Consider the following 23,449-nt stretch of genomic DNA (forward strand, 5'->3'; position numbering starts at 1 on the left):
GATATCGGCGGCAGACTGAGGGCATGAGTCCGCACCTGCTGGTCGTCGACGACGAGCCGAACATCGTCGAGCTGCTGTCCGCGAGTCTGCGTTTCGCCGGGTACGACGTGACCACGGCGACCCATGGCGCCGAGGCGCTGCGCAAGGCCCGTGAGGTGGAGCCCGACCTGGTCGTTCTCGACGTGATGATGCCCGGTCTGGACGGGTTCGAGGTAGTCCGAAGGCTGCGCGGTGAGGACCGGCATGTGCCGGTGCTGTTCCTCACCGCTCGCGACGCGGTCGAGGACAAGGTCCTCGGCCTGCACACCGGTGGCGACGACTACGTCACCAAGCCGTTCAGTCTGGACGAGCTGGTCGCCCGGGTCCGCGCGCTGCTGCGCCGGTCCGGTCATCGTGAGCAGACCACCACCGAGGCTGCCGTACTGCGGTACGCCGATCTGGAACTGAACGAGGACAGCTACGAGGTCTTCAAGAGCGGCGAGGCGGTCCAGCTGTCGCTCACCGAGTTCAAGCTGCTGCGTTGCCTACTGGAGAACGCCGAACGAGTGATGTCGAAGGGCCAGATCCTCTCCGCGGTCTGGAACTACGACTTCGCCGGTGACGCCGGTGTGGTCGAGTCGTACATGTCCTACCTGCGTCGTAAGGTCGACACCGGCGACCAGAAGCTGCTCCATACCGTCCGCGGGGTCGGCTATGTCCTGCGCACCCCCCGAGGCCCCAACTGATGCAACTGACCCACCGGCGCTTCGCCGACCGGTACCCCCTCCGCGTCACCATCGTCGTCGTCCTGCTGACGTTGGTGGCGCTCGCGCTTGCCGCCTCCGGACTCCTGGCCACCACGATCATGCGCGGCTACCTGGTCGACCGGGTCGACGACCAACTGACGAAAACAGCGGCCGCGTTCCAGCACGACAACGCCCCCGCCAATCGGCCGCCCCGGCCCGGTCCCGGCCGGAACCGACCGTTGCCGAGCCTCATCGTCATCCAGTTCAACGACTCTGAGGGCACCCCCGACGATTCAGTGTTCCGTGCTCCGCTGGCCGAGACCGATCCGCTGCCGAACCTGCCGAAACTCAACCTCAACCAGGTGCGAGCCCTCGAGGGCCAGCCGTTCAACACCGACGCCGTGTCCGGCAACGCGACCTGGCGCGTCGTCGCGCTGTCGCTCGACAACGGCACCGGTTCGGTGACTGTGGCCCAGAGCCTCGGCGACATGGACCGCACCATCCAGCGACTGATCGGCGTCCAGGCCGCGGCCGGCGTCATCTTGCTCGTCCTGCTGGCCGGCGTCGGGACGTACGTCGTACGGCGAAGTCTGCGCGGACTGGAGGACGTCGAGCACACCGCGGTCGCGATCGCCGGCGGGGATCTGAGCCGGCGGGTGCCGCAACGCGATCCGCGGACCGAGGTCGGGCGGTTGTCGCTCGCGCTGAACCAGATGCTGGGGCAGATCGAGACCGCCTTCGCGCAGCGGACCGCGTCGGAGCTCGCGGCCAGGCGGTCCGAGGAAGCGGCTCGTCAGTCCGAGGACGTCGCCCGCCGGTCCGAGGAGGCGGCGCGGCAGTCGGAGGACCGGATGCGCCGGTTCGTCGCGGACGCCTCGCACGAGCTGCGTACGCCGCTGACGTCGATCCGCGGATTCGCGGAGCTCACCCGGCAACGCGGCGACGCGGGAGACGCCGACACGATGCGGCGGATCGAGGACGAGGCGAAGCGGATGGGACTCCTCGTGGACGACCTGCTGCTGCTCGCGCGGCTCGACCAGCAACGTCCGCTGAAGATGGAGCCGGTCGACCTGCTCCCCATCGCGGCCGACGCGTTGCACAACGCGCAGGCCGTGCAGCCGGGTCGCAACATCTCGCTGCGGATCCTGCCGGACTCGGAGGCGCCGGTGGTCGAGGGCGACGAAACCCGCCTGCGCCAGGTGCTCGGAAACCTGGTCAGCAACGCGCTCCATCACACACCGCTCGAGGCCCCGATCACCGTGTCCGTCGGCACCCGCGGCGGCGAGGCGATCCTCGAGGTCAGCGACACCGGCCCCGGCCTGAGCGACGAGCAAAAGACCCGCGTCTTCGAACGCTTCTACCGAGCCGACTCCGCCCGCACCCGCTCCACCGGCGGCTCCGGCCTCGGCCTCTCCATCGTCGCCGCCCTGGTAGCCGCCCACCAAGGCCAAGTCCTCGTCACCGACACACCCCCCACCGGCGCCACCTTCACCGTCCACCTACCCCTCAGCACGTAGGTTTCGTCCCCACGCGTGCTCCAGCAGTCACTCATTCGTCGCGCCTGCTCCGCGCGCTCCCACCCGCCCTCCGGCTCAGCGCCGGCTCGTCGATGCCCGGCTATCGCCGGGCTGGGCGGGCTGCCGCCCGCGGTCGAGTGCCTCGCGGACCGTGGTGGGCCAAGCGACTGTGCTGAGGCGTGCTGGGTTGAGTCCTGCGTGCTGCGCGCTGTCGTGCGCGATCAACCACCCCGGGCCGGCACACGTTCCGCGAGACGACCGCCGTTGCCGACCGACAGCTACCCGTAGACCGGGGAGGGTTTTACCCCCGATTCGGGGAGAAACCCTCCCCAGTCCATCGCGAGTTCACATCTCTGGGAACACACCTGGAGCTGCTGCCTCGGGGTGTACCGGGCTGTGGCTCGGCGGTCCGGCTTGTCGCTGACTCCACCCGCGCTGCGCAGGGTGTCGGCTGCGGTCGGCTTGCTTAGCGCCGGTGCTGCCGCCTGTTGTCGGCTGACATTGTCTTGTGGGATTGAGCACTTCAGGTGACGGGCGAGTTGATCTGGTTGGCGACGGTATTTGTGTGTGTCTTGGCACGTGGTGTGCATAGGATCGCCGGCATGGGTACGCGGCTTGTGCAGGTGAATATCAAGGCTCTGGATGATTCCGCGCTCGGGGCGTTCTGGGCGGAGGCGCTCGGCTGGGGGGTTTCCAGCGAGGGTCCCGGCGTGACGAACCTCGAACCCGTGGGCTTCGTCTGGCCGGACCCCACCGCTGTCTGCGTTGATCTCGTTGTCGTCCCGGACCCGGAGACGGTGAAGTACCGGGTGCACCTCGATCTCGCCACCACCTCCACGGCCCATCAGGCGGAGTTGGTCGCGCGCCTGATAGAGCTTGGCGCGACGCCGGCCGACGTCGGGCAGGGCGACGTACCGTGGACGGTCCTGGCCGACCCAGAGGGCAACGTGTTCTGTGTGCTGGAGCCTCGCGAGATCTACCGGGACACCGGGCCGATCGCTGCGGTGGTGGTCGACTGCGCGGATCCGCGGGCGATGGCCGGGTTCTGGGCCGAGGCAGCGGACTTCACCCTGCACGAGGTGACCGACGATCACGCGAGGTTGCGTTCGGCCAAGGGTGTCGGGCCCTATCTGGAGTTCCTCCGTACGCCCGGCGAACCGGCCGTCTGGAACCACATCCACCTCGACGTCCTGCCGTACGACGGTGACGATCAAGCGGTCGAGGTGGCCCGACTGCGGTCCCTCGGCGCCACCGACGTCGACCTCGGCCAGGGCGACGTGGCCTGGAAGATCCTGGCCGACCCAGAAGGCAACGACTTCTGCGTCCTCGCCCCACGCTGACCGAGCGCCCTACAGGGCCGGGAAAACCCGGGTGGCTGACTCGCCGTGTTCCAGGACTTGGGCGGCTGGGCCGAGGATCTTGGGGTCCGGGGTGCCGACGAGTTCTACGTCTTTGTCGGTGTAGTCGTAGAGGCTGAGGACGTGGCGCATGGCTTCCAGACGGGCGCGTTTCTTGTCGTTGCTCTTGACCACGGTCCAGGGGGCGTGCGGCGTGTCCGTGTAGTGGAACATCGCCTCCTTGGCCTCGGTGTAGTCGGCCCACTTGTCCAGCGACGCGAGGTCGGTCGGCGACAGCTTCCACTGCCGGACCGGGTCGATCTGCCGGATCGTGAAGCGGGTCTGCTGCTCGGCCTGTGACACCGAGAACCACAGCTTCACCAGCAGGATCCCCGAGCGGACCAGCATCCGCTCGAACTCCGGCGCCTGCCGCATGAACTCCTCGTACTGGTCCTGCGAGCAGAAACCCATCACCCGCTCGACGCAGGCCCGGTTGTACCAGGACCGGTCGAACAGCACCATCTCCCCCGCGGCCGGCAGATGCTCGACGTACCGCTGGAAGTACCACTGGGTCTGCTCGCGGGAGGTCGGCTTCTCCAGCGCGACGATGCGCGCGCCGCGCGGGTTCAGGTGCTCCATGAACCGCTTGATCGTGCCGCCCTTGCCGGCCGCGTCACGTCCCTCGAACACGATCACCAGCTTCTGCTGCGACCGCTTCACCCAGTACTGCAGCTTGAGCAACTCGATTTGCAGCAGCCGCTTGTCCCGGTCGTAGATCTCCCGCGGCAGCCGTTCGCCGTACGGATAACCCTCGCGCCAGGTGTCGACCGGCGTACCGTCGGCGCGCAGCAGCACGGGGTCGTCGTCCTCCTCGTCGACGACGCGGAAGCCGAGCTCTCGAACCAGATCGGGGGTACTCATGAGCCCAAGACTCAACTCCAACGATGACATCCAGGTGAACAACTCATCGGGGTAATTCAGTGAGAGTCCAGCGGACGCGAGCCCTAGGATCAAGAGTTCACGCACTGGAATGAGGCTTTGTGATCGACGAAGGTGAAGAGATTCCGCTGACCGGCGGTGACGTGACCGAGGGTTTGGTCCGCGTCGGCGACACGGTACGGCGGCCGCCCGGTGAGCGCGCCGAACTCGTCCGGGAGGTGTTGCTGCACCTCGAGTCGGTCGGGTTCGACGGTGCGCCACGGTTCCTGGGCGTCGACTCCGCCGGGCGTCACGCGCTCACCTACATCGAAGGCGAGGTCGCCGGCCGGCCACGCCCCGACTGGATCGCGGACGAGGAGCGGATGCTCTCGGTCGCCCGACTGATTCGCGCGTACCACGACGCCGTCGAAGGATTCGGGATCCCGACGGACCTGCCGCCGCCGATCGAGCCGCCCGGTCTGCCGGATCTCGCCGATCCGCCGGAGCTCGTCGGGCACCAGGACATCACGCCGGAGAACGTGATCTTCCGCGACGGGCGCGCGTACGCGTTGATCGACTTCGACCTCGCCCGCCCGGCCAGCCGGGCCCGCGAGCTCGTCAACCTGATGCTGTGGTGGGCGCCGTTCGGCGCGGACGCCGACCTCGACCCCGCGATGCGCGGTCTGGACCGCCATCGGCGGTGCCGGCTGATCGCTGATGCGTACGGCCTCTCCCTGGAGGACCGGAAGCGGCTGATGGGACTGGCGATCGGGCTGGGCGGGCGGGGGTGGCACGTCATGAAGTACCGGGCGGAGACCCTCGGCGGCGGCTGGCAGCGGATGTGGAGCGAGGGAGTCGGCGACCAGATCAAGCACCGCCAGATCTGGCTCAAGGAGAACGCCGACTCCCTCACCACCGCCCTGATCAGCTGAGGCCAATTGAACGCTGGTCAGGTCCTGCACGGCGTTCAAGGGCTGAGCTACTGTGGGCCGCATGGCGACCGAGGAGTACTCATCGGTCTGGACGCGGCCCAAGCGCGGGCGCCGGCGGGAGCAGCCGGCGCTCGGTCAGGAGAAGATCGTGGCCGAGGCGATCAAGTTGCTGGACACCGACGGGCTCGAGGCGCTGACGATGCGCAAACTCGGCGCCGCGCTCGGCGCGGTGGCGACCGCCGTCTACTGGCACGTCGCGAACAAGGACGAGCTGATCGAGCTCGTCGTCGACGAGGTGTACGCCGAGATCGAGGTGCCCGAGGTCTCCGATCCGGCCGAGTGGCGGACGGCGGCAGAAGCGTCCGCGCGGAGCCTCCGGGCGATGATCGTGCGCCACCCCTGGTTCGCCCAGACCCTGTCCGACGTCGGGATGAACTACCTCGGCCCGAACCTGATGCGTGTCTCGGACGACATGCTGGGCACCTACCTGACCGCAGGCTTCGAGCTGACCGAGGCCGACAACGCCTGCAAGACAGTGCTCGGGTACGTCATCGGCATCGCCTCGGTCGAGGCGGCGACGATCAGCAAGCTGCGGCGCAGCGGCAAGGACATGGCCGCGTGGCAGGCGGCGGTGTGGCCGGCGGCGGTGCGGGCCGCCGAGCCGTACGCGCGGATGCGCGCGCTGTACGCCGCGTATGGAGAAGCTGACCTGGTCGAAGGGTCCGAGGACTCCTTCAGCTACGGGCTCAACCGGATCCTCGACGGCCTCGAGGCCCGGTTGGCCCGCAACTGACCATGGTCACCGCTTGATGGTCACCTCGGACCCGATCCGGGCGGACTCGTAGATCGCCGACAGGATGCGAGCCATCTCGAGGCCCTGCTCGGCGGTGGCGTCGGCCGGGATCTCCCGGCGGCAGATCTGCAGGAAGTGGTCGATCTGGTTGGCGAACCCGACGGCGAAGTCGAAGCCGAGCGAATCGATCTGCGGCTGGATGTGCAACAGCGTGTCGTGCCGCTCGGTGATCATCAGCAGCTCGGGCTCGATCTCCGCGCCGCCCTTGTCACCGTGGATCTTCACACTCGTCGAGTTCCGCGCGTGCAGCGAGTACGACGTGTCCACGTCGAGAACCGCCCCGTTCTCGAACCGGACCTGCGCGGTCGCGTAGTCCTCGACGTTGTTCACCCGCGTCTCGGACGCGGCCCGGTACCGGGTCAGGTGCTGGATGTTGTCCCGGGCACCCAGCGTCGAGAACGTCACCCCCGACACCGTGACCGCGGTCGGCATGCCCATCAGGTACCAGCACAGGTCGATGATGTGGACGCCCAGGTCGATCAGCGGGCCGCCACCGGAGATGTCGACGTCGCCGAACCAGCCACCGGGGTTGCCGGCCGCACGGATGATCGTGGCCCGCGCGGCGTAGATGTCGCCGAACTCGCCCTCGTCCAGGAAACGCTTGGTCACCAGGGCGTTCGGGGCGAAGCGCCGTACGTAGCCGATCTGCAGCGCCTGCCCGGTCTCCTGGGTCGCCCGGACCAGCGACTCGGCCTCGGCGACCGTCACGGACATCGGCTTCTCGACGAGCACGTCCTTGCCGGCACGCAGCGCCGCCTCCGCGATCTTGGCGTGCAGGAGGTTCGGCACGCAGATGCTGACGGCATCGACGCCGGGGTCGGCCAGCACCTCGTCGACGACATCCGTTGCCCGCGGTACGCCGAACTTGTCGGCCTGCGCCTTGGCCCGCGTCTGGTCGATGTCACACACGGCCACCAGTTCGGCCTGCGGGTTCTTCTGGTACGAGATCAGGTGCTGGGTCGCGATCGCGCCCACACCGATGACAGCAATTCGGGTCGTCATGTCAGGCAGCTCCTGCCAGTCTGAGGATGTTGTTGAGCGAGCGCTCGATGGCGTCCGGAGTCGACTCCAGACCCTCGAACTCGAGGCTCACCGGTACGTCGGGCTTGGTGCTGACCAGTGCCAGCAGGCCGGCCAGGTCCAGGTCTCCGTGTCCCGAGATCGTGCCGAGCAGGTAGTCGCCGGCCAGCGTCTTCAGCCAGCCGTCGCCCGCCGACCGGCGGATGTGGAAGTCCTTCACGCCCACCGAGGCCGCGATATCGATCAGTCCGGCGGCCGTCTTGCCGGGCACCTCGCCGACGCAGAGTCCGTTGCCGAGGTCCAGCGTGACCCGGAAGTTCGGGCGATCCACGGCGTGCACGAGCCGGGCGAGCCGGTCGCTGCCGTTCATGAAGAAGCCGTGGTTCTCGATCGTCGAGACGATGCCCAGCTCCGCGGCGTGATCCGCCACGGCCCGGCAGCCTTCGACAACCTGCGCGAATGTCGACTCGAACTCCCCCGGATCCTGCTCACGCCACGCCCACGGGGCGACGTCGTGGCGGAAGATGCGAGCCCCGAACCGGTGGGCGACATCCAGCTGCCGGCGAAGGCGGTCGATCTCCTTGTCCTCCGCCGTCCGCAGGTCGCCGCTGACCAGGTAGTTCACGATCGGTACGCCGACGTCATTCGCGTGCGCGGCCGTATCGCGCACCACCGCGTCGTTCTCGAGGTAGTACTCCCCGTCCATGGCCGCGATCTCCAGATGTCCCGCGGGTGATGCCGCGACCCAATCCAGGACAGCGATCAGGTCCATCTCACCGCTGGTCATGAGCGAGCGGAAGCAGTACGAACTGACTCCTAGCTTCACTGGGTGGTCCTCTCCACGTCGTGAGTGATCTGGCGCCACGGACTCGGGTAGTCGTGGACGCCGTAGATGCTTGAACCGAACTGGTCGAACGCATTGCCGACCGCCCCGAGCACCACTGCCTCATGACCCAGGGCCGAGGCGACGAACGGTGGACGCTCTGGGAAGAGCAACTCCCTCTCGACCGCGGCCTCGAGGGGACGAAGCAGCTCGTCGCTGTCCTGCGCCGGCCCACCCCGCACGACCACGACCTCGGGATCGACGACAAGCAGCACGGTGGCGATGCGCCCGGCGATCTGCCGGCAGAAATCCGCGATCTCGGCTCGAGCGTCCGGATCGCCGGCAGCCGCCGCCCGCACTACGGCCTCACTGGTCGGGTGTGACGTCCAGACCAAGTGACCCCGCTGCGCGTTCCGCGTCCAGCGCATGCCGCGTTGTGCTCCGAGCTCCCCGGCGAGACGGTGACGTCCTTGCCGGATGACTCCGTTCAGGACGATCGACACGGACAGCCGACGACCGATCTGGAGATAGACGACATCGGAGTACCCGCGGCCGGCGCCGCCGCGCTGCTCGGCAAGTGCCGCCAGCTTGATGTCGTTGTCGATGGCAACTGGCCGCCCGAGGTCCTGTGACACCTGGTCCGCGATCGGCAGGCCGACCAGCTCGGGCAGCGCGAGACTGGCGCGCAGGTGACCGTTCGTTTCGATCACCCCGGGCAGTGCCACGCCGACCGCCCGAAGTCGCTCGAGGTCGATCGAGTTCTCGTCCGCGGCGGCCTGGACCGCGCGCTGGATCACCGAGACGCCGGCGCGCCGGTCCGGCTTCAGCTCGGTGTGGCCGATCCGGCGGCCGGACAGGTCGCAAATGATGGCCCGCGCCCCACGCGGTCCGAGGTCGACGCCGGCCACCAGCCCAGCCTCCCGGGCGAACCGGAACGCCCGCGCCGGCCGCCCCGGCCCGACCGTTGACGGGTCGGTGGCCTCAACCAGGCCGGCCGCCAGGAGATCGTCGAGAACGGCGTGCACCGTGGGTCGCGACAGTCCGGTCTCCGCACTGATGACCCCGACAGTTTGCGCGCTGTCGGTGTCGGCCAGAACGCGCAGACAGGCGACCTGATTCGCCGTTCGTACGGCGTCCATCGGCCTCCCATCGCGGTTATGCAACCGGCTTTATTAAAGACGGTAGCAGAATAATCCGCTGCGCGGCAACGGCTGGTTCACCGTTGCAGGATGGTGCGTTCGGCGACCGTCCAGGCGGTGGTGGTGAGCAGGTAGAGGCCGGCGGCGAGCGGGAGGAACGACGCGCTGAGCAGCGTGCCGAAAGGCAGCAGCTGGGCGAGGCGCCGGGACAGCGGTGTGGCCGTCTCGTCCAGTTGACGCAGTGCGAGGCGCGCCGAGAACCAGGCCACCACTGCCAGCAGGACGGCGAGTACGACGAACGCCGGGGTGCCGGTGAGGATGGGCCAATGCAGGCCGAGTGGTGCGCCGAGGAGGCTGCCGCTGATCAACTGGTTCGACTCCCCCGCCACGACCGCGCGGGAGAACAGCATGTACATCAGCCAGAAGAACGGCAGTTGCGCGAGCGTCGGCAGGAACCCGGCGAAGAGCGTCGTACCCGACTCCGCCTGCAGCTTCGCGACCTCGCGCTGAAGCCGCTCGGGATCGCCACGGTGACGATCACTGAGCTTCTTCAGCTCGGGCATCAGCGCAGCGCGGGCACGCAACCCGCGATGGGCCCGCAGGCTGAGCGGAACGAGACACAACCGTACGGCGAGGGTGCACAGGACGATCGCGATCACGGCGGCATAACTGCCGGCGAGCGGCTGGATGGCGGTGACGAGGGACGTGAGCAAGTGATAGGCACCGGCGACCGGTGCCTCCAAGAAGGAAGGCACAGCGAAACTCCACGAGTGAGAAGGAACGGGTAGCGAGGTGGAGCGCTACCGTCCCGGTGCTCGTGGACGTGGCCTGCCGGCGGCGTCAGGGTCGCACAGCCGGAGGAAGACGGTCTGCTCGGCGCGGTCGCGGACCGAGGCCGCTCGCGCCAGGAGTGGGGTGGCCGCGGGCGCCGACGAGCGCGCGACCAGGACAAGCATGAACAGCAAGGCCGCCGCCGTGAACACGGCGGCGGCCACAGCGGCTGTGTCGGTGACACTCCAGGGGGCAGGCACCATCAGCGCGAGCACGCCGGCGATCGCCTGACCCATGGTCATCAGTCCAGGTAATCCCGCAGGACCTGCGAGCGGGACGGGTGCCGCAGCTTCGACATCGTCTTCGACTCGATCTGCCGGATCCGCTCCCGGGTCACGCCGTACACCTTGCCGATCTCGTCCAGCGTCTTCGGCTGGCCGTCGGTCAGGCCGAACCGCATCGAGACCACACCGGCCTCGCGCTCGGACAGCGTGTCGAGCACGGCGTGCAGTTGCTCCTGCAGCAGCGTGAACGAGACCGCCTCGGCCGGCACGATCGCCTCGGAGTCCTCGATCAGGTCGCCGAACTCGGAGTCGCCGTCCTCACCGAGCGGAGTGTGCAGCGAGATCGGCTCGCGACCGTACTTCTGCACCTCGATGACCTTCTCCGGGGTCATGTCGAGCTCCTTGGCGAGCTCTTCCGGAGTGGGTTCCCGACCGAGGTCCTGCAGCATCTGCCGCTGGACGCGGGCCAGCTTGTTGATGACCTCGACCATGTGCACCGGAATACGAATCGTCCGGGCCTGGTCGGCCATCGCGCGGGTGATCGCCTGCCGGATCCACCAGGTGGCGTACGTCGAGAACTTGTAGCCCTTGGTGTAGTCGAACTTCTCCACCGCGCGGATCAGACCGAGGTTGCCCTCCTGGATCAGGTCCAGGAACAGCATCCCGCGGCCGGTGTAGCGCTTGGCCAACGACACCACCAGGCGCAGGTTGGCCTCGAGGAGGTGGTTCTTCGCCCGGCGGCCGTCCTCGGAGATCCACTCGTACTCGTCGCGGACCTTCTCCTTCAGCTTGTTCGCCTCGTCGCCGCTCTGCTCCTCGGCGAACAGGCCGGCCTCGATCCGCTTGGCGAGCTCGACCTCCTGCTCGGCGTTCAGCAGCGGGACCTTGCCGATCTGCTTCAGGTAGTCCTTGACCGGGTCCGCGGTGGCGCCGGCGACCATCACCTGCTGCTCGGGCTCGTCGGTCTCGTCGGCCTCGGAGACGACGAAACCCTCGTCCTCGCGAAGCTCCTTCTCCAGCGGCTTCACCGCGTCGGGGCTGAAGTCCGACTCGTCGACATCGTCCAGCGCGCGGGGCTTGCCGGTCTTCGGGTCGATCGCCAGACCAGCCTCGGAAACAGCGGCCTTCTTCGCCGGCGCCTTCTTGGCGGCGGCCTTCTTCGCGGCGGGGATACCGTCCTCCTTGGTGCTGGCGGCAGACTTAACCGCGGCCTTCTTCACGGCCGCCTTCTTGGCAGCGGGCTCGGTCACTCGGGCGCTGGTCCTCGGAGCCGTGCTGCGGGCGGTGGCGGCCACCGCCCGGGCTGACTCGGCGGGAAGATTCTCGGACGAGCTGGACGACACGAATTACCTCTCGTCTGACGCAGGGTTTGTACGGCGGTACGTTGTGATGGTGCTGGTGGTGCCATGTTCTGGATATGACTCAGTGTGCGCTGCTCGCTGGTCAGGCGGCGGCAACACTACATTGTAATCCGCGAACCAAGCCCACGCCTCGCGCGACCCCCCGAACGACATGCTCAGGCCTCCACCGGACGGGCGTTCCCTTACCGGTAGAGGCCTGCGCACGTCAGCGAGTTCCTGCGCCGTCGGTCGTCCTCACCCGTTGCGGGTCTGCCGCAGCGGCCCGCGGGCCACGACCCGCTGCCGGACCAGCTGTTGTTCTTGTTTGAACTGCCGCACCCGCACCAGCGAGGCGACGTCGATCACGTCCGCGACGGACTTGTACGCGCCGTCCTCGCCGTACGGCTCGGACGCCTCGCGCCAGCCGCGCGGGCGGACCTTGAGCTGCTTGCCGAGCAACGCGACGAAGATCTTGGCCTTCTGCGCGCCGAAGCCCGGCAGGGCGGACAGCCTGGCCAGCAGATCGTCCCCTGACTTGACATCGGACCAGAGCCCCGAAGCGTTACCGCCGTACGCCTCGTCGAGGTGCTTGGCCAGGGTCTGGATCCGCGCGGCCATCGCGGTCGGGAACCGGTGCACGGCCGGCGGGCCGGCCACCACCTCCACGAACGCGTCCGGGTCGTAGTGCGCGACCGTGGCCGGGTCGAACGGGCCGTCCATCCGCTTGGCGATCGAGACCGGGCCCGCGAACGCCCGCTCCATCGGAATCTGCTGGTCCAGCAACATGCCCACCAGCAGGGCGAACGGATCTCTGCTCAGCATCTCGTCGGCGTCAGGCTGCTGTGCCAGGCACAGCTTCTTGCTGCGTGTCGAAGTCACCTCACTCCTCCCCTTCTTCGGCCTTCACAGCCAGCACGGGACACGGGGCATCGAGCAGCACCCGCTGCGCGTTGCTGCCGAGGATGAGCTTTCCGACCGGGGACCGGCGGCGCAGGCCGATCACGATGAACTCCGCGTGCACCTGCTCGGCGACGGCCACCAGGTCCTCCGCCGGATCGAGTCCACGCACCAGCTGCCGCACTTCGTACGGCACACCGGTCGAGTCGAGCTGCTCCCGTACTTCCGTCAGTGCGGCATCACTCGCCGCGGCCTCGTCACTGTCGAAGCTGCGTCCGCCCCGATGCGAGTTCACCACCACCAGCTTGGCGTCTCGAAGCGTTGCTTCTTCCGCCGCCCGCCGAAGGGCCGCACGGCCCTCCGCCTTCGGCACGTAACCCACGACGATGGTTGTCATCGCCCTGCCTCACCTCCGGGTGTCGTGTCGACCCGTTCCGAACGATACTGCTCCCGACCGTGGTCGGCATCCGCAGCGTTTACACCTGTTGTGTCGCGGCGGACACGGTCGGCTGATCGTCGCGCGGGTAGTACTCCACCACCGCCCCAGCCACCGTTGTGGCAGCCACGCCGGTGCCCGAGTACTACCCGCGACGGAACTCTCTAACCTTCCGGTGGCCACACCTTTGCAGGGCTGTCACCCAACGCGCCACCCCTGTAGTCCGGGTCGTTATCGAACTCGTCCACCCAGTTGCCCTGGGCAAGGTCGCAAGGTTCCACCCGAGGGACCCCAGTTCCGCCCGCTCAACCCCCGCCGAGCCAGGCGAGGCGTGCCCCCAACACTCCCGCCGAGCGAAGCGAAGCGTGCTCTTCTTGTCCTTCGTTGTCGTAAATAACTAACCGGTTCAGTCCACGGGCCACTCGTGCACGGGAGTGTTCTCGTGCATGTGATCGCGGTATCTACGCAGCATCCCGCGCAACGCGTCGCGTCGTCCGTACGATCCCTTTGTATACAGTCGATGAAACTCATCCGCCTGCCATGACGCACCGTTGCGGTTCATCAGGCAGCGCTGCTCGATGATCCCCAGCAGCCGATCACGCACCGCAGCGTCGACGCCCCACGCGTCGAGACCCCGGGAAGCCAATGGCAGAAGGCGTCTTAGCACAAGCTCGGTCGCCCGCACCGTACCGACACCCGGCCAGAACACCTCGGCGTCGATCCCGTTCTTGGCCGCGTTGTGGAAGTTCTCTTCCGCGGCGCTGAAAGACATCTGCGACCAGATCGGCCGTTCGTCATCGGCCAGCGCCCTGACCAGACCGAAGTAGAAGGCACCGTTCGCGATTGTGTCGACGACTGTCGGCCCGGCCGGCAGCACACGATTCTCGACGCGCAGATGCGGCTTCTCCCGGACAACGTCGTACACGGGCCGGTTCCAGCGATAGATCGTCCCGTTGTGCAGCCGCAACTCCGAAAGGGCCGGCGTGTCACCGCGGTCGAGGACCGCGATCGGATCCTCGTCGGAGGTGACCGGCAGCAGGGCCGGGTAGTACCGCGAGTTCTCCTCGAAGAGGTCGAAGATCGAGGTGATCCAACGTTCACCGAACCACACCCGCGGCCGCACGCCCTGCGTCTTCAGCTCGTGGGTGCGGGTGTCAGCGGCCTGCTCGAACAACGCGATCCGGGTTTCCCGCAGGAGTTCCTTGCCGAACAGGAACGGCGAGTTCGCACCGACGGCGAGCTGTACGCCGGAGATCGCCTGCGCCGCGTTCCAGTACCGCGAGAACGCCTCCGGGGTGACCTGGAGATGGAACTGTGTCGACGTACACGCGGCCTCGGGCACGATGCTGTCCGCGGTGACCTGTAACCGTTCGATCCCGTCGATGTGGATCTGCACGTCCTCACCCCGCGCGGCGAAGATCTGGTCGTTGAGCAAGGCATAGCGCGGATTCGTGCTGAGCGCCTCGCGATGGATGTGCTCGGTGAGCAGCGTCGGCAGGATGCCGACCACGACCATCGACGAGCCGGTCCGGGACGCCTTCTCCTCGGCCGCGTTCAGGCTGTCGCGGATGTTGGACTCCATCGTGTCCAGCCCGATGCCGTCGATCTGCCCGGGCGGCACGTTGATCTCGATGTTGAACTGGCCGAGCTCGGTCTGGAACGCGTCGTCCTCGATCGCGCTCAGCACCTCGGAGTTCTTCATCGCCGGGTCGCACTGTTCGTCGACCAGGTTCAGCTCGATCTCGATCCCCGTCATCGGCCGGTCGGGGGCGAACCGGGCCTCGCGCAGCATCCGCGCGAAGGCATCCAGATTGCGATGGACCTGATTGCGAAAAGCGGTCCGGTCTGCCCGGGTGAACTCGACCCGGTCGACTTCCTCACCCATTGCGCCTCCCCTGCTGGCTACTGGCCTCAGTCTGCCTGAAGGTGCCCGCTCGTGGGGTACGCAATCGCGTCGTGGGATCGGTCAGTCGGGGTAGACGGCGGGGTCTGCCGAGACGGTCGGCGGTTTGCGCGGCTGGAGTGACGGGTCGGAATGGGTGGCGTCGGCCAGGTCGCGGCAGCGTGCGAAGGTGATGCCGCCGGACGCCTGGGCGTACTCGATCAGCGACCGCAGGGCGAGCAGCCGGCTCGGGCGACCGGACAGGAACGGGTGCAGGCACAGGTTGAACAGGCAGCGATAGTGCCGCATCGCGTCCAGCTCCGCGGTCCACAGCTCCAGCACCTTCCGCGGGGACTCGATGACAGAGCCGATCTGCGGCGACGGAAGATACGCGGGCTCCCAGTCATCGAGCGACCAGTACACCGGCAACTCGACGATCGACCGGTCCGCGACATCCAGGACGTACGGGCGATCGTCGCCCATCAAGGACGAGTCGCACGCAAGGCCGTGCTCGGCGATCAGGTCGAGCGTGACCCGGGTCGCCTCCCACAGCGCGGCCCGGTGCCCAAGGATCTCGATGCCTTGCGCAACGAACACCTCCAGGGCACGTTCGAAGTGGCGAGTTCAGCTATGAACCGCCTGCCTCGCCACGTCTAGACCGGGTAGACGATGAAGTGGTCGCGCACGATCCGGGTCGGCTCGGGTCCGGCCTCGTCGAGCACGTCCGCGAGCTCGGTCAGTACGCCGGGCTCGAGCGGCAGCTCGTGTTCGCCGGGATGCCGGTCGGCGCCCATCTCGTAGTCACGGCCGGGCTCGCGGGTCAGCTCGATGTGCGCGCCGAGGATCCACTCCACCGGATTGCCCGAAGCAACGAAGTCGGCCAGTCGGCGCACGCTGGCGCGGAAGGCGGCCCAGTCCTTCACGTACAGCCGGCCCGGATAGAGGGAGTCGCCGGTCAGCAGCAGCCGGGTCGCCCGGTCGTAGACGGCGATGTCGGCGCCCTGATGACCTGGGATGGGAAGGATGTCGACGACCCGCTCCCCGAGGTCGAGCCGGCCGGCACCCTCCGGCCAGTCCAGACCGAAGTAGGTTGCGACCTCGTCGGCGGTCAGCCCGACGACGTGGTCGAACTCGGAGTCCCCGCCGACGTGGTCGCCGTGGCCGTGCGTGTGCGCGACGATCAACTCCTGGCCGGTCAGCAGGCTCTCCACGAGCGGGCGCAGCTGGGCGTGACCGGTGCCCGTGTCCAGCAGCAGGGCGCGTTCGGTGCCGAGGAGCAGGTACAGGAACGGGCCCTCGAAGTTGGTCCGGAGCGACTGGCGGATGATCGCCGTGCGGTCGTCGTACCAGTGGACCTGGTGCTCGGGACTGGCCGGATCGGTGCCGTCGTCCCAGTGCGTGGGGAAGCTCATTCCGGAATTGTCGGTCATACCGGGGACACTGGTTTCGTGCGAGGGGATCCGTCGGTGCTGCATGTCGATCTGGACGCGTTCTTCGCGGCCGTCGAGCAGCGGGACAAGCCGTCGCTGCGGGGCAAGCCCGTCGTCGTCGGCGGCGTCGGCGTCCGCGGTGTCGTGTCGACCGCGTCGTACGAGGCCCGCAAGTACGGCGTCCGCTCCGCCATGTCGACCGCGGAAGCGCGATCCCGCTGTCCGCACGCGGCGTACTTGGGTCCGCGCTTCGAGGTGTACCGGCGGGCCAGCCAGGCGGTGATGGCGGAGATGCGGGCGCTCTCGCCGCTGGTCGAGCCGCTGTCGCTGGACGAGGCGTTCATCGACCTGGCCGCGTCCGGTCTCAGCGGGCTCACGGTCGACGACGTGCAGGCGATCGCAGCGGATCTCAAGGAGGCGATCCGGAAGGTCAGCGGCGGTCTCACCGCGTCGGTCGGCGCCGGGACCTCGAAGCTGATCGCGAAGATCGCCAGCGACCTGGACAAGCCCGACGGTGTGGTCGTCGTGCCGGCCGGGACGGAGGCCGAGTTCCTCGCGCCGATGCAGGTCACCGTGATCCCCGGGGTCGGTCCGGCGACAGCCCAGCGGCTCAGCATGGCGGGCGTCCGTACGGTCGCGGACCTGCAGCAACTCGACGAGGACGAGCTGGTCCGGCAGGTCGGATCCGCCCACGGCACGAGCCTGCACCGGCTCGCGGTCGCGGCCGACGACCGCCCGGTGGTGAGCGACCGGGAGACCAAGTCGGTCAGCGTCGAGGACACCTTCGAGACCGACCTCATCGACCGCGCGCTGCTGGCCGCGATCGGCGACCGGATGGCCCACCGCGTCTCCGAACGCCTGCAGAAGGCACAGCTCTCCGGCCGGACCGTCACAGTGAAGACCCGGATGCACGACTTCACCACCCATACCCGCTCGTCGACGCTGGCCGGTCCGACCGACGATGCCCGGGTGATCGCCCGGGTCGCGCGCCGGCTCCTCGACGACAGCGAGATCGGTGGCGGCATCCGGTTGCTCGGCGTCGGGGTGTCGTCACTGGCTGACTGGATCCAGGACGACCTCTTCACCGAGAGCGAGCACGCCGAGACGCCGGTCGAGGTGGTCGAGTTGCCCGAGCGCGCCCGCGACTCGATCGGCTTCTACCCTGGCCAGGACGTCACGCATCCGGACTACGGGCCCGGCTGGGTCTGGGGCTCCGGCCGCGGCCGGGTCACGGTTCGCTTCGAGACCGCCGAGACCCCACCAGGCCCGGTCCGCACGTTCGCCGTCGACGATCCAGCCCTGGCAAAAGTCGTACCCGCCGCGGCGGATGAGGACGACGAACCCGAAAATGACCAGAATGGGTCAGGTGAATGAGGAACGGCGGGGGGTTTACCCGTTCTGTGGACCGTGTACGGCGTCGTCCGTGGCGTCGCGGGGCGTCGAGACGGCCAGGCCGATGGGCGGCCGCTTCTACGGGCACCACGACATCTGTGAGAACTGCGGCTCGTCGGTACGCACGCTGTACAGCACGATCCTGTGGGTCCCGGTGTCGAAGATCGGGCGGTACCGGATCATCCCGACCGGCGGCCGCAGCTACGTCGGCCGGCAGGTGATCGAGCAGCCGATCGAGACCGCCGTACGCCGGCCGGTGTCGGCGCTCGCGCAGCACCCGGAGCTCGACGGCGATCCGGCGTACCAGCGGGCCGAGGCGTACTGGGACCGGAGCGAGCCCGGTCAGGCGCTGCCCTTCTACCAGTCGGCACTGATCGAGCGCGAGAAGGTCCTCGCGGCCGACGATCCGGCCACGCTGCGGGTTCGGCTGCGGGTCGCGCAAGGGCTGCTCGCTACTGCGAACTACGGACGGGCGATCGCGTGGTTCGAGCTGGTGACGCCTCAACTCGTGGAGGTGTTCGGGCCGAACCATGAGCTGACCCGGGCCGCGGCCGAGGCGGTCGCCGGGGCACGGTTGATGGTCGGCGGTCCGCGCTCGGAGGCGCAACTCCTCGCGGACATCGTCGCTGTCGACGCCCGCGACCTGGAGCCGCACGACCCACAGCTGCTCCGCGACCGAGCGGCACTCGGCCGGGCGCTGCTCGCGTGCGGCGAGATCTCGGCCGCGCTCGAGGCACTGACCCGGACAGTCGAGGACGCCGCCGCGGGCCATCCCGACACCTCGGTCTATCGCACGGCACTGGTGGAGGCGTGCGACGTGGCCGAGGCGCGGGGCAAGAAGCGGGATGTGGTGGCAGCCGAGGAAGCGCGGCGGTTGCTCAACGGCGCAGCCGCACCGACAAGCAGGTGACACAGCCCTCGAGCTTCTCGAACTCACTGATGTCGACGACGACCGGCTTGTAGCCGAGCTGCTCGAACAGCTCGGCCGACTTCGGCGCGGACGCGGCCATCAGCAGCCGGTCCTCCCCGAGCAGGACGACGTGCGACCCCGCCACCTCGGGCACCGGCCGGAAGCGGTCGAACGCCGCCGGGTCGTCGACGAGTGGCTCATACCCGATCACGGTCCCGTCCGGCAGCGCCGTCACGGCCGACTTCAGGTGCAGCACCTTCCGCACCGGCACCGCGCGTACGTCGGTCCCGAGCGGCGCTAGCGCGTCTCGCAGTTGCCGGATGCCCTCTTCGTTCGTACGTCCGCCTTGGCCGACGTACACGGTCGATCCGATCTTGAGAACGTCGCCGCCGTCGAGGGTGCCCGGTTCGGTGATGTCCGTGAGGCGGTAGCCCAGTCCCTCGACCGTCTTTGCCGCTGCGGCGGATTCCGGCCGGCGTTCCTCGGCGCCGGACCGCGCGATCACCGCCAGATCGTCGTACACGACCATCGTGTCCTCGATGAAGACGCCGTCCGGGCACTCGTCGATCGCGGGCACCTCGACCGTGGTCCATCCGGTGGCCTCGAGTGCGTCGACGTACGCCTGCCACTGTCGTACGGCGAGATCGGCGTCGACCGGGGTCCGTTCGATGTGGGTGACGAGTCCGTCGGCGAGGCGCGGGCTGGGACGGCGAACCAAGGCGGTGGGCATGCTGCAGGTTAACGGGGGTACCGGGAGGCCCCTGAGACTGGAGGAAGCGGATGCCGAAGATCCTGCCGGCAACTGGTGGCGACGTGGTCGAGATCATCCTCGCGGACCACCGGTGGTTCGAGGAGGCGCTGCGGGAGCTGCGGGACGTGCGGAGCGATCGGGAGGCCGTGCTCGCCGACCTGGCCACCGTGCTGATCGCGCACGCCGAAGCCGAGGAGTCGAAGGTCTATCCCGCGCTGCGGAAGAAGGACGCGATCGACGCCGAGGAGGTCGAGCACTCCGAGCACGAGCACGCTGAGGGGAACGAGGCGCTGCTCGAGCTGATGGAGGTCGAGGACACCGACAGCGAGAAGTTCGGCGACAAGCTGCACGAGCTGTCCGAGGCGCTCTCCCACCACCTCGACGAGGAGGAGCGCGACGTCCTCAACCCGGCGCGGACGGACGTGACCGAGGAGGTCAGGCGGAAGCTGGGCGACACCTTCGCCGAGGAACGCGCCCGCCTGACCGACTCCGGTTGCGGTGACATCGCCAACGTGCGCAAGATCGTGTCCCACGCGACCTGATCCGTCGGTCGGGTCAGAGCGTGAGTACGAGGCCTTCCTCGGCTGCAATGACCTCGCCGTCGAACTCCTGTGCTGCCTCCGCGACCGAGACCGACCGATCAGAGCCCGGCCAGAAGTGCGTCAGGAGTAGGCGCCTCGCCCCGCGGGCACCACGGGCTGCCTCGGTGGCGGTCATGATGAAGCGGGGGGTTGTCTGTGGTGACGGGCCCTGCAGGGTCGCGTCGGAGATGAAGAGGTCAGTTCCGTCAGCCAGCTTGTGCAGGTCGGGCGACGGTCCGCTGTCGCCGGTGTAGGCAACGGACACTCCCGGCGCTGTCAGTCGCACGCCGAGGTTGGTCTTGTAGTGCGGCAACTCGACAGTCTCGACGGCGAACGGGCCGAGCTGCGTGGTCGTCAGGAGATCGTGGACCGCGAAGACGGCGGCCGGGTCGGGCTCCGGTTCGAGGGCACGGAGTACGTCGAGAACGCCCGGGGCGCAGTGCAGCGGGATGGGCGGTGCATCCGGTGCCTCGTAGTATCTGACGCGGGCGAGAGCGCTCACGTCGACACAGTGGTCGGGGTGCTGGTGGGTCACCACGACCGCGTCGACGTCGCCCTGCGGACGGTGTTCGAGCAGCCGTGGGAGGGCGGCGTACCCGAGGTCGAGGACCACGCTGAAGCCGTCGTACTCGAGCAGGAAGCCGGCGCACGCACGGCCGGCCTCGGGCCAGGCGCCGCAGGAGCCGAGGACAGCGAGCGACCTCACCGGGCGGCGAACGGGCGGTCGCTGGGCACGATCTCCTTGCCCAGCGGGACCAGCGAGATCGGGATCAGCTTGAAGTTCGCGACGCCGAGCGGGATGCCGATGATCGTCAGGCACAGCGCGATGCCGGTGGCCAGGTGGCCGAGCGCCAGCCACCAGCCGGCGAAGATGATCCAGATCAGGTTGCCGAGCAGCGCGCCCGCGCCGGCGCTCGGCTTGTCGACCATGGTCCGGCCGAAGGGCCACAGCGTGAACCCGGCGATCCGGAACGCCGCGATGCCGAACGGGATCGTCACGATCAGCACACAGCAGATGATGCCGGCGACCGCGTAGCCGATCGCCAGCCAGAACCCGGCCAGCACCAGCCAGATCAGGTTGAGAAGTGTCCTCATGTCTCCCAGCCTGCCACCTGACGGGTGTGTTCCCGTACCAGCCGGGCGACAAGTCCGGGATCGTTCCGGGGCATCCAGTGGCCACCCCTGACCAGCTTCACGGTCAGGTTCGGGGCCCAGCGCGCGATGTCGGTCTGCCACAGCGTGGTGACGAACGCGTCGCCGTCCGGGGTAGCCGTGGACACAGACGAGCACGGGTGCGGTCGGATCGCCGTACTCGTGGAGCGCGATCCGGACTCCGTCGGGACTAGTAGTCGTCCGTGCTGAGGATGGCAAAGGTCATCCCCGCCTTCACGAGCCGCTCGCGCAGCGCCGGACCCATGGCCGCGGCTGTGGTGGTCTGGCCCGCCGTGACCGGGAGATCGTCGCGGGACAGGCAGAGTGCGCTCTCCGCGAGCATCTTCGCGGTCTCGTCGTACCCGGGATCGCCGCCCGCCACCTCGGTGATCACCTGCTTGCCGCCACCGCGGCCGACGAACCGGACGTTGAACCAGGACCGCGCGCGGCGCTCCGGGCTTGGACCATCTCCGGGCTTCAGCCTGCTGAGCAAGGCCTTCCGCAGCGGCGGTATCTGCGCGGCCGTGATCAGGAGGCCGACGGCACCGATGCCTCCGGCAACCATCGGGAGACGCTTCATCGCCGCGTAGTGCGAGTAGCGGAAGTCGGGGCCGTAGGCATCGAGCAGCCGGGCAGAGTAGGCGACGATCTGCGGGTCGACCGTCGGCAATGGGACCGCCCAGAAGCCTTGCTGGCGATGGATCTTGCCCGGCACCGCGCGGGCCTTGCGGTCCTCGGGACGCGGTTCGGCGCGGCGGCGGGCGCGGTGGGCGTCGAGGTTCTGCTTCGGGCGGGAGAACGCGGTGATCGCGGTGTGGAAGGTGCCGCCGGAGGGCCGGCCGCCGCCGCGAAGCAGACCGTCGACCTGGATCGGGACCCGCTCCGGCAACTGTTCGACGGTGTACTGGACGCCGAGGTCGTACGGGATCGAGTCGAAGCCGCACGCGTGCACGATCCGGGCACCGGTCTGGACGGCGCGCTCGTGATAGCGGACGTACATGCGGTCGACGAACTCGGACTCGCCGGTGAGGTCGAGGTAGTCGGTGCCTGCTTCCGCACATGCGGCCACGAGCGGTTCGCCGTACTGGACGTACGGCCCGACCGTGGTGGCGACGACCTTCGTCGACTCGGCGAGCGTCTGGAGGGACTTCGGGTCGGTGACGTCCGCGTAGAGGACATCTTTTCCGAAGACCTCAAGCTTCTTTTGGTTGCGTCCGGCAACCGCCCACTTGAGGTCGGCCGGCGCGTTCTTGGCGAGGTACTCCACGGTCAGTGATCCGGTGAACCCACTCGCGCCGAGCAGGACGACGTCGTACTCGCGGCTCACTGGTGTCCGGCCTTCTCCTCGTAAGCGAGCGCTGCCCGGTCAGCCTTCGGCACGCTGAAGCGCGAACCCGCCTCGATCACGTGCGGAATCACCCAGCGGAACACTTTCATCGCACCGATCCATCCAGGCACGTGCACGGTACGAGAGCGCTTGCTGATGCCTGCGACGAACTTGTCCACGGCGAAGTCGAGTGAGTACACCTTGCTCGCGAACGGGATGCCGGTGCGGACCTTGCCGAACACCGGGTGGCTGTCCACTCCGCGCACCATGTCGGTGTCGACGAAGGTCATGTGCGCGACTCCGACCCGGACGCCGAGGTGCTTCAGCTCCGGCCGCAGCGTGTCGCCCATCGCCTCGACACCGGCCTTGGCCACGTTGTACGACGCGAGTCCGGGGATGTGCACGATGGCCGCGAGCGACGAGACCAGGAGCAGGTAGCCCCTGCTCTCGAGCAGGTGCGGCAGGGTGAGGTGGACAGTGCGCCAGACGCCGTACAGGTCAACGTCGAGGACGCGCTCCCAGACCGCCGGGTCCATGCTCCGGCTGAACCCTGGCGCCGCGATCCCGGCGTTCGCCATCACCACGTCGATCCGGCCGTACCGCTCGGCCACCGCCTCGACCGCCGTACGCAGCGACTCGGTGTCGGTGACGTCGGCCTCCCACCAGCCGGCGTCCGGGCCACAGTCCTCCGCTACCTTCTTCAGCTCGTCCGGCTCCAGGCCGATCAGCGCGAGCTTGGCGCCGTCGCCTGCCAGCTTCCGGGCCACCGCGGCGCCGATCCCCCGGGACGCGCCGGTGATGAGGACGACTTGACCGGCCAACGGACGCATCTGGACCTCCTGCTTGTTGAGTGGGTACTCAACAGTAAGTGCTTATTGACCGAATACTCAATAGACTGGGCCTATGACAGTGCTTTTGGCCTCGCCTCCGGCTCGGCGGGTCATGGGGCTTTACTGCCGGCCTTCCCTCGTCGCTCCAGTCGCTGCACTCCCTCCGCTCCTCAGTCCAGGCCGGGAGGCCCCATGACCCAGA

General features: G+C 68.3%; 26 protein-coding genes. 8 read left to right on the top strand and 18 right to left on the bottom strand.

Annotated elements, in window-relative coordinates:
- The first annotated feature begins 23 nt into the window (after window positions 1-23).
- The 3 genes from AB0E63_RS34195 to AB0E63_RS34205 all read left to right on the top strand — a co-directional run bounded on the left by AB0E63_RS34195 (window position 24) and on the right by AB0E63_RS34205 (window position 3,582).
- Window positions 24-725: a response regulator transcription factor gene (locus AB0E63_RS34195; protein ID WP_360375379.1), complete on the top strand. Its 702-nt coding sequence runs from the start codon at window positions 24-26 to the stop codon at window positions 723-725.
- Window positions 725-2,242, top strand: a complete 1,518-nt coding sequence (locus AB0E63_RS34200) for an ATP-binding protein (RefSeq protein ID WP_360375381.1) — start codon at window positions 725-727, stop codon at window positions 2,240-2,242. Before AB0E63_RS34195 ends, AB0E63_RS34200 begins: the two co-directional genes overlap by 1 nt.
- Window positions 2,243-2,844: 602 nt before the next feature.
- Window positions 2,845-3,582, top strand: coding sequence for a VOC family protein (locus AB0E63_RS34205; RefSeq protein ID WP_360375383.1), 738 nt, complete (start codon window positions 2,845-2,847; stop codon window positions 3,580-3,582).
- 9 nt (window positions 3,583-3,591) lie between these two features.
- Here AB0E63_RS34205 and ppk2 read toward each other — a convergent pair whose 3' ends face one another.
- Window positions 3,592-4,500: a polyphosphate kinase 2 gene (ppk2, locus tag AB0E63_RS34210; RefSeq protein ID WP_360375385.1), complete on the bottom strand. Its 909-nt coding sequence runs from the start codon at window positions 4,498-4,500 to the stop codon at window positions 3,592-3,594.
- Between the two features lie 119 nt (window positions 4,501-4,619).
- Here ppk2 and AB0E63_RS34215 point away from each other — a divergent pair, with 119 nt between their 5' ends.
- Window positions 4,620-5,429 carry a phosphotransferase gene (locus tag AB0E63_RS34215; RefSeq protein WP_360375387.1) on the top strand — a complete coding sequence of 270 codons (810 nt, stop codon included), beginning with the start codon at window positions 4,620-4,622 and terminating at the stop codon, window positions 5,427-5,429.
- Window positions 5,430-5,490: 61 nt separating this feature from the next.
- Complete coding sequence (locus tag AB0E63_RS34220; RefSeq protein WP_360375389.1) at window positions 5,491-6,222, top strand: TetR/AcrR family transcriptional regulator; 732 nt, start codon at window positions 5,491-5,493, stop codon at window positions 6,220-6,222.
- A 6-nt stretch (window positions 6,223-6,228) separates the two neighbouring features.
- Here the strand turns inward: AB0E63_RS34220 and AB0E63_RS34225 are convergent, their stop codons facing one another.
- From AB0E63_RS34225 to AB0E63_RS34275, 11 genes are all read right to left on the bottom strand, one after another.
- Window positions 6,229-7,284 (bottom strand): Gfo/Idh/MocA family oxidoreductase, encoded by a 1,056-nt coding sequence (locus AB0E63_RS34225; RefSeq protein WP_360375391.1) that lies wholly within the window; start codon window positions 7,282-7,284, stop codon window positions 6,229-6,231.
- A 1-nt stretch (window position 7,285) separates the two neighbouring features.
- Window positions 7,286-8,128, bottom strand: coding sequence for a TIM barrel protein (locus AB0E63_RS34230; protein WP_360375393.1), 843 nt, complete (start codon window positions 8,126-8,128; stop codon window positions 7,286-7,288).
- The gene (locus AB0E63_RS34235) at window positions 8,125-9,264 is read right to left on the bottom strand and encodes an ROK family transcriptional regulator (RefSeq protein WP_360375395.1); all 1,140 of its coding nucleotides are present in this window, start codon (window positions 9,262-9,264) and stop codon (window positions 8,125-8,127) included. Before AB0E63_RS34235 ends, AB0E63_RS34230 begins: the two co-directional genes overlap by 4 nt.
- Window positions 9,265-9,341: 77 nt before the next feature.
- Window positions 9,342-10,019 carry a YidC/Oxa1 family membrane protein insertase gene (locus tag AB0E63_RS34240; RefSeq protein WP_360375397.1) on the bottom strand — a complete coding sequence of 226 codons (678 nt, stop codon included), beginning with the start codon at window positions 10,017-10,019 and terminating at the stop codon, window positions 9,342-9,344.
- 45 nt (window positions 10,020-10,064) lie between these two features.
- The gene (locus AB0E63_RS34245) at window positions 10,065-10,337 is read right to left on the bottom strand and encodes a DUF6412 domain-containing protein (protein ID WP_360375399.1); all 273 of its coding nucleotides are present in this window, start codon (window positions 10,335-10,337) and stop codon (window positions 10,065-10,067) included.
- Window positions 10,337-11,662 (bottom strand): RNA polymerase sigma factor, encoded by a 1,326-nt coding sequence (locus AB0E63_RS34250; RefSeq protein ID WP_360375401.1) that lies wholly within the window; start codon window positions 11,660-11,662, stop codon window positions 10,337-10,339. The genes AB0E63_RS34245 and AB0E63_RS34250 overlap by 1 nt, the downstream gene beginning before the upstream one ends.
- Before the next feature lie 252 nt (window positions 11,663-11,914).
- The gene (locus tag AB0E63_RS34255; protein WP_360375403.1) at window positions 11,915-12,538 is read right to left on the bottom strand and encodes an HhH-GPD-type base excision DNA repair protein; all 624 of its coding nucleotides are present in this window, start codon (window positions 12,536-12,538) and stop codon (window positions 11,915-11,917) included.
- A 1-nt stretch (window position 12,539) separates the two neighbouring features.
- Window positions 12,540-12,953 (bottom strand): universal stress protein, encoded by a 414-nt coding sequence (locus tag AB0E63_RS34260; protein WP_355464225.1) that lies wholly within the window; start codon window positions 12,951-12,953, stop codon window positions 12,540-12,542.
- Window positions 12,954-13,398: 445 nt separating this feature from the next.
- Window positions 13,399-14,877: a glutamate--cysteine ligase gene (locus AB0E63_RS34265; protein ID WP_360375405.1), complete on the bottom strand. Its 1,479-nt coding sequence runs from the start codon at window positions 14,875-14,877 to the stop codon at window positions 13,399-13,401.
- Window positions 14,878-14,958: 81 nt separating this feature from the next.
- A complete protein-coding gene (locus AB0E63_RS34270; RefSeq protein ID WP_360375407.1) occupies window positions 14,959-15,471 on the bottom strand; it encodes a hypothetical protein in 513 nt (170 codons plus the stop codon).
- A 56-nt stretch (window positions 15,472-15,527) separates the two neighbouring features.
- Window positions 15,528-16,304: an MBL fold metallo-hydrolase gene (locus AB0E63_RS34275; protein ID WP_360375409.1), complete on the bottom strand. Its 777-nt coding sequence runs from the start codon at window positions 16,302-16,304 to the stop codon at window positions 15,528-15,530.
- 18 nt (window positions 16,305-16,322) lie between these two features.
- Between AB0E63_RS34275 and AB0E63_RS34280 the strand changes: the two genes are divergently transcribed.
- Together AB0E63_RS34280 and AB0E63_RS34285 are read left to right on the top strand one after the other, a co-directional pair.
- Window positions 16,323-17,678, top strand: a complete 1,356-nt coding sequence (locus AB0E63_RS34280) for a DNA polymerase IV (protein WP_360375411.1) — start codon at window positions 16,323-16,325, stop codon at window positions 17,676-17,678.
- A complete protein-coding gene (locus AB0E63_RS34285; RefSeq protein ID WP_360375414.1) occupies window positions 17,671-18,606 on the top strand; it encodes a tetratricopeptide repeat protein in 936 nt (311 codons plus the stop codon). Before AB0E63_RS34280 ends, AB0E63_RS34285 begins: the two co-directional genes overlap by 8 nt.
- Here AB0E63_RS34285 and ddaH read toward each other — a convergent pair.
- The gene (ddaH, locus tag AB0E63_RS34290) at window positions 18,575-19,336 is read right to left on the bottom strand and encodes a dimethylargininase (protein WP_360375416.1); all 762 of its coding nucleotides are present in this window, start codon (window positions 19,334-19,336) and stop codon (window positions 18,575-18,577) included. The genes AB0E63_RS34285 and ddaH overlap by 32 nt on opposite strands.
- A 50-nt stretch (window positions 19,337-19,386) precedes the next feature.
- Between ddaH and AB0E63_RS34295 the strand changes: the two genes are divergently transcribed.
- Entirely contained in the window at window positions 19,387-19,899 is a 513-nt protein-coding gene (locus AB0E63_RS34295) for a hemerythrin domain-containing protein (RefSeq protein ID WP_360375418.1), read from the top strand.
- A 13-nt stretch (window positions 19,900-19,912) separates the two neighbouring features.
- Here the strand turns inward: AB0E63_RS34295 and AB0E63_RS34300 are convergent, their stop codons facing one another.
- The 5 genes from AB0E63_RS34300 to AB0E63_RS34320 form a co-directional block, all read right to left on the bottom strand.
- Complete coding sequence (locus AB0E63_RS34300; protein ID WP_360375420.1) at window positions 19,913-20,644, bottom strand: MBL fold metallo-hydrolase; 732 nt, start codon at window positions 20,642-20,644, stop codon at window positions 19,913-19,915.
- Window positions 20,641-21,033, bottom strand: a complete 393-nt coding sequence (locus tag AB0E63_RS34305) for a YccF domain-containing protein (RefSeq protein WP_360375422.1) — start codon at window positions 21,031-21,033, stop codon at window positions 20,641-20,643. The genes AB0E63_RS34300 and AB0E63_RS34305 overlap by 4 nt, the downstream gene beginning before the upstream one ends.
- Window positions 21,030-21,218 carry a hypothetical protein gene (locus AB0E63_RS34310; RefSeq protein ID WP_360375424.1) on the bottom strand — a complete coding sequence of 63 codons (189 nt, stop codon included), beginning with the start codon at window positions 21,216-21,218 and terminating at the stop codon, window positions 21,030-21,032. Before AB0E63_RS34310 ends, AB0E63_RS34305 begins: the two co-directional genes overlap by 4 nt.
- A gap of 62 nt (window positions 21,219-21,280) precedes the next feature.
- Window positions 21,281-22,417 (bottom strand): saccharopine dehydrogenase NADP-binding domain-containing protein, encoded by a 1,137-nt coding sequence (locus AB0E63_RS34315; protein WP_360375426.1) that lies wholly within the window; start codon window positions 22,415-22,417, stop codon window positions 21,281-21,283.
- Window positions 22,414-23,247: an SDR family oxidoreductase gene (locus tag AB0E63_RS34320; protein ID WP_360375428.1), complete on the bottom strand. Its 834-nt coding sequence runs from the start codon at window positions 23,245-23,247 to the stop codon at window positions 22,414-22,416. Before AB0E63_RS34320 ends, AB0E63_RS34315 begins: the two co-directional genes overlap by 4 nt.
- Between the last annotated feature and the right edge of the window lie 202 nt (window positions 23,248-23,449).

The organism is Kribbella sp. NPDC026596 (genome assembly GCF_040638415.1).
Classification (GTDB): Bacteria; Actinomycetota; Actinomycetes; order Propionibacteriales; family Kribbellaceae; genus Kribbella.

Coding starts and splice junctions, on each gene's coding strand:
- AB0E63_RS34265 (WP_360375405.1), bottom strand. CDS start 14,877: ATGGGTGAGGAAGTCGACCGGGTCGAGTTCACCCGGGCAGACCGGACC.
- AB0E63_RS34195 (WP_360375379.1), top strand. CDS start 24: ATGAGTCCGCACCTGCTGGTCGTCGACGACGAGCCGAACATCGTCGAG.
- ppk2 (WP_360375385.1), bottom strand. CDS start 4,500: ATGAGTACCCCCGATCTGGTTCGAGAGCTCGGCTTCCGCGTCGTCGAC.
- AB0E63_RS34295 (WP_360375418.1), top strand. CDS start 19,387: ATGCCGAAGATCCTGCCGGCAACTGGTGGCGACGTGGTCGAGATCATC.
- AB0E63_RS34235 (WP_360375395.1), bottom strand. CDS start 9,264: ATGGACGCCGTACGAACGGCGAATCAGGTCGCCTGTCTGCGCGTTCTG.
- AB0E63_RS34200 (WP_360375381.1), top strand. CDS start 725: ATGCAACTGACCCACCGGCGCTTCGCCGACCGGTACCCCCTCCGCGTC.
- AB0E63_RS34220 (WP_360375389.1), top strand. CDS start 5,491: ATGGCGACCGAGGAGTACTCATCGGTCTGGACGCGGCCCAAGCGCGGG.
- AB0E63_RS34305 (WP_360375422.1), bottom strand. CDS start 21,033: ATGAGGACACTTCTCAACCTGATCTGGCTGGTGCTGGCCGGGTTCTGG.
- AB0E63_RS34260 (WP_355464225.1), bottom strand. CDS start 12,953: ATGACAACCATCGTCGTGGGTTACGTGCCGAAGGCGGAGGGCCGTGCG.
- AB0E63_RS34275 (WP_360375409.1), bottom strand. CDS start 16,304: ATGACCGACAATTCCGGAATGAGCTTCCCCACGCACTGGGACGACGGC.
- AB0E63_RS34205 (WP_360375383.1), top strand. CDS start 2,845: ATGGGTACGCGGCTTGTGCAGGTGAATATCAAGGCTCTGGATGATTCC.
- AB0E63_RS34320 (WP_360375428.1), bottom strand. CDS start 23,247: ATGCGTCCGTTGGCCGGTCAAGTCGTCCTCATCACCGGCGCGTCCCGG.
- AB0E63_RS34245 (WP_360375399.1), bottom strand. CDS start 10,337: ATGACCATGGGTCAGGCGATCGCCGGCGTGCTCGCGCTGATGGTGCCT.
- AB0E63_RS34225 (WP_360375391.1), bottom strand. CDS start 7,284: ATGACGACCCGAATTGCTGTCATCGGTGTGGGCGCGATCGCGACCCAG.
- ddaH (WP_360375416.1), bottom strand. CDS start 19,336: ATGCCCACCGCCTTGGTTCGCCGTCCCAGCCCGCGCCTCGCCGACGGA.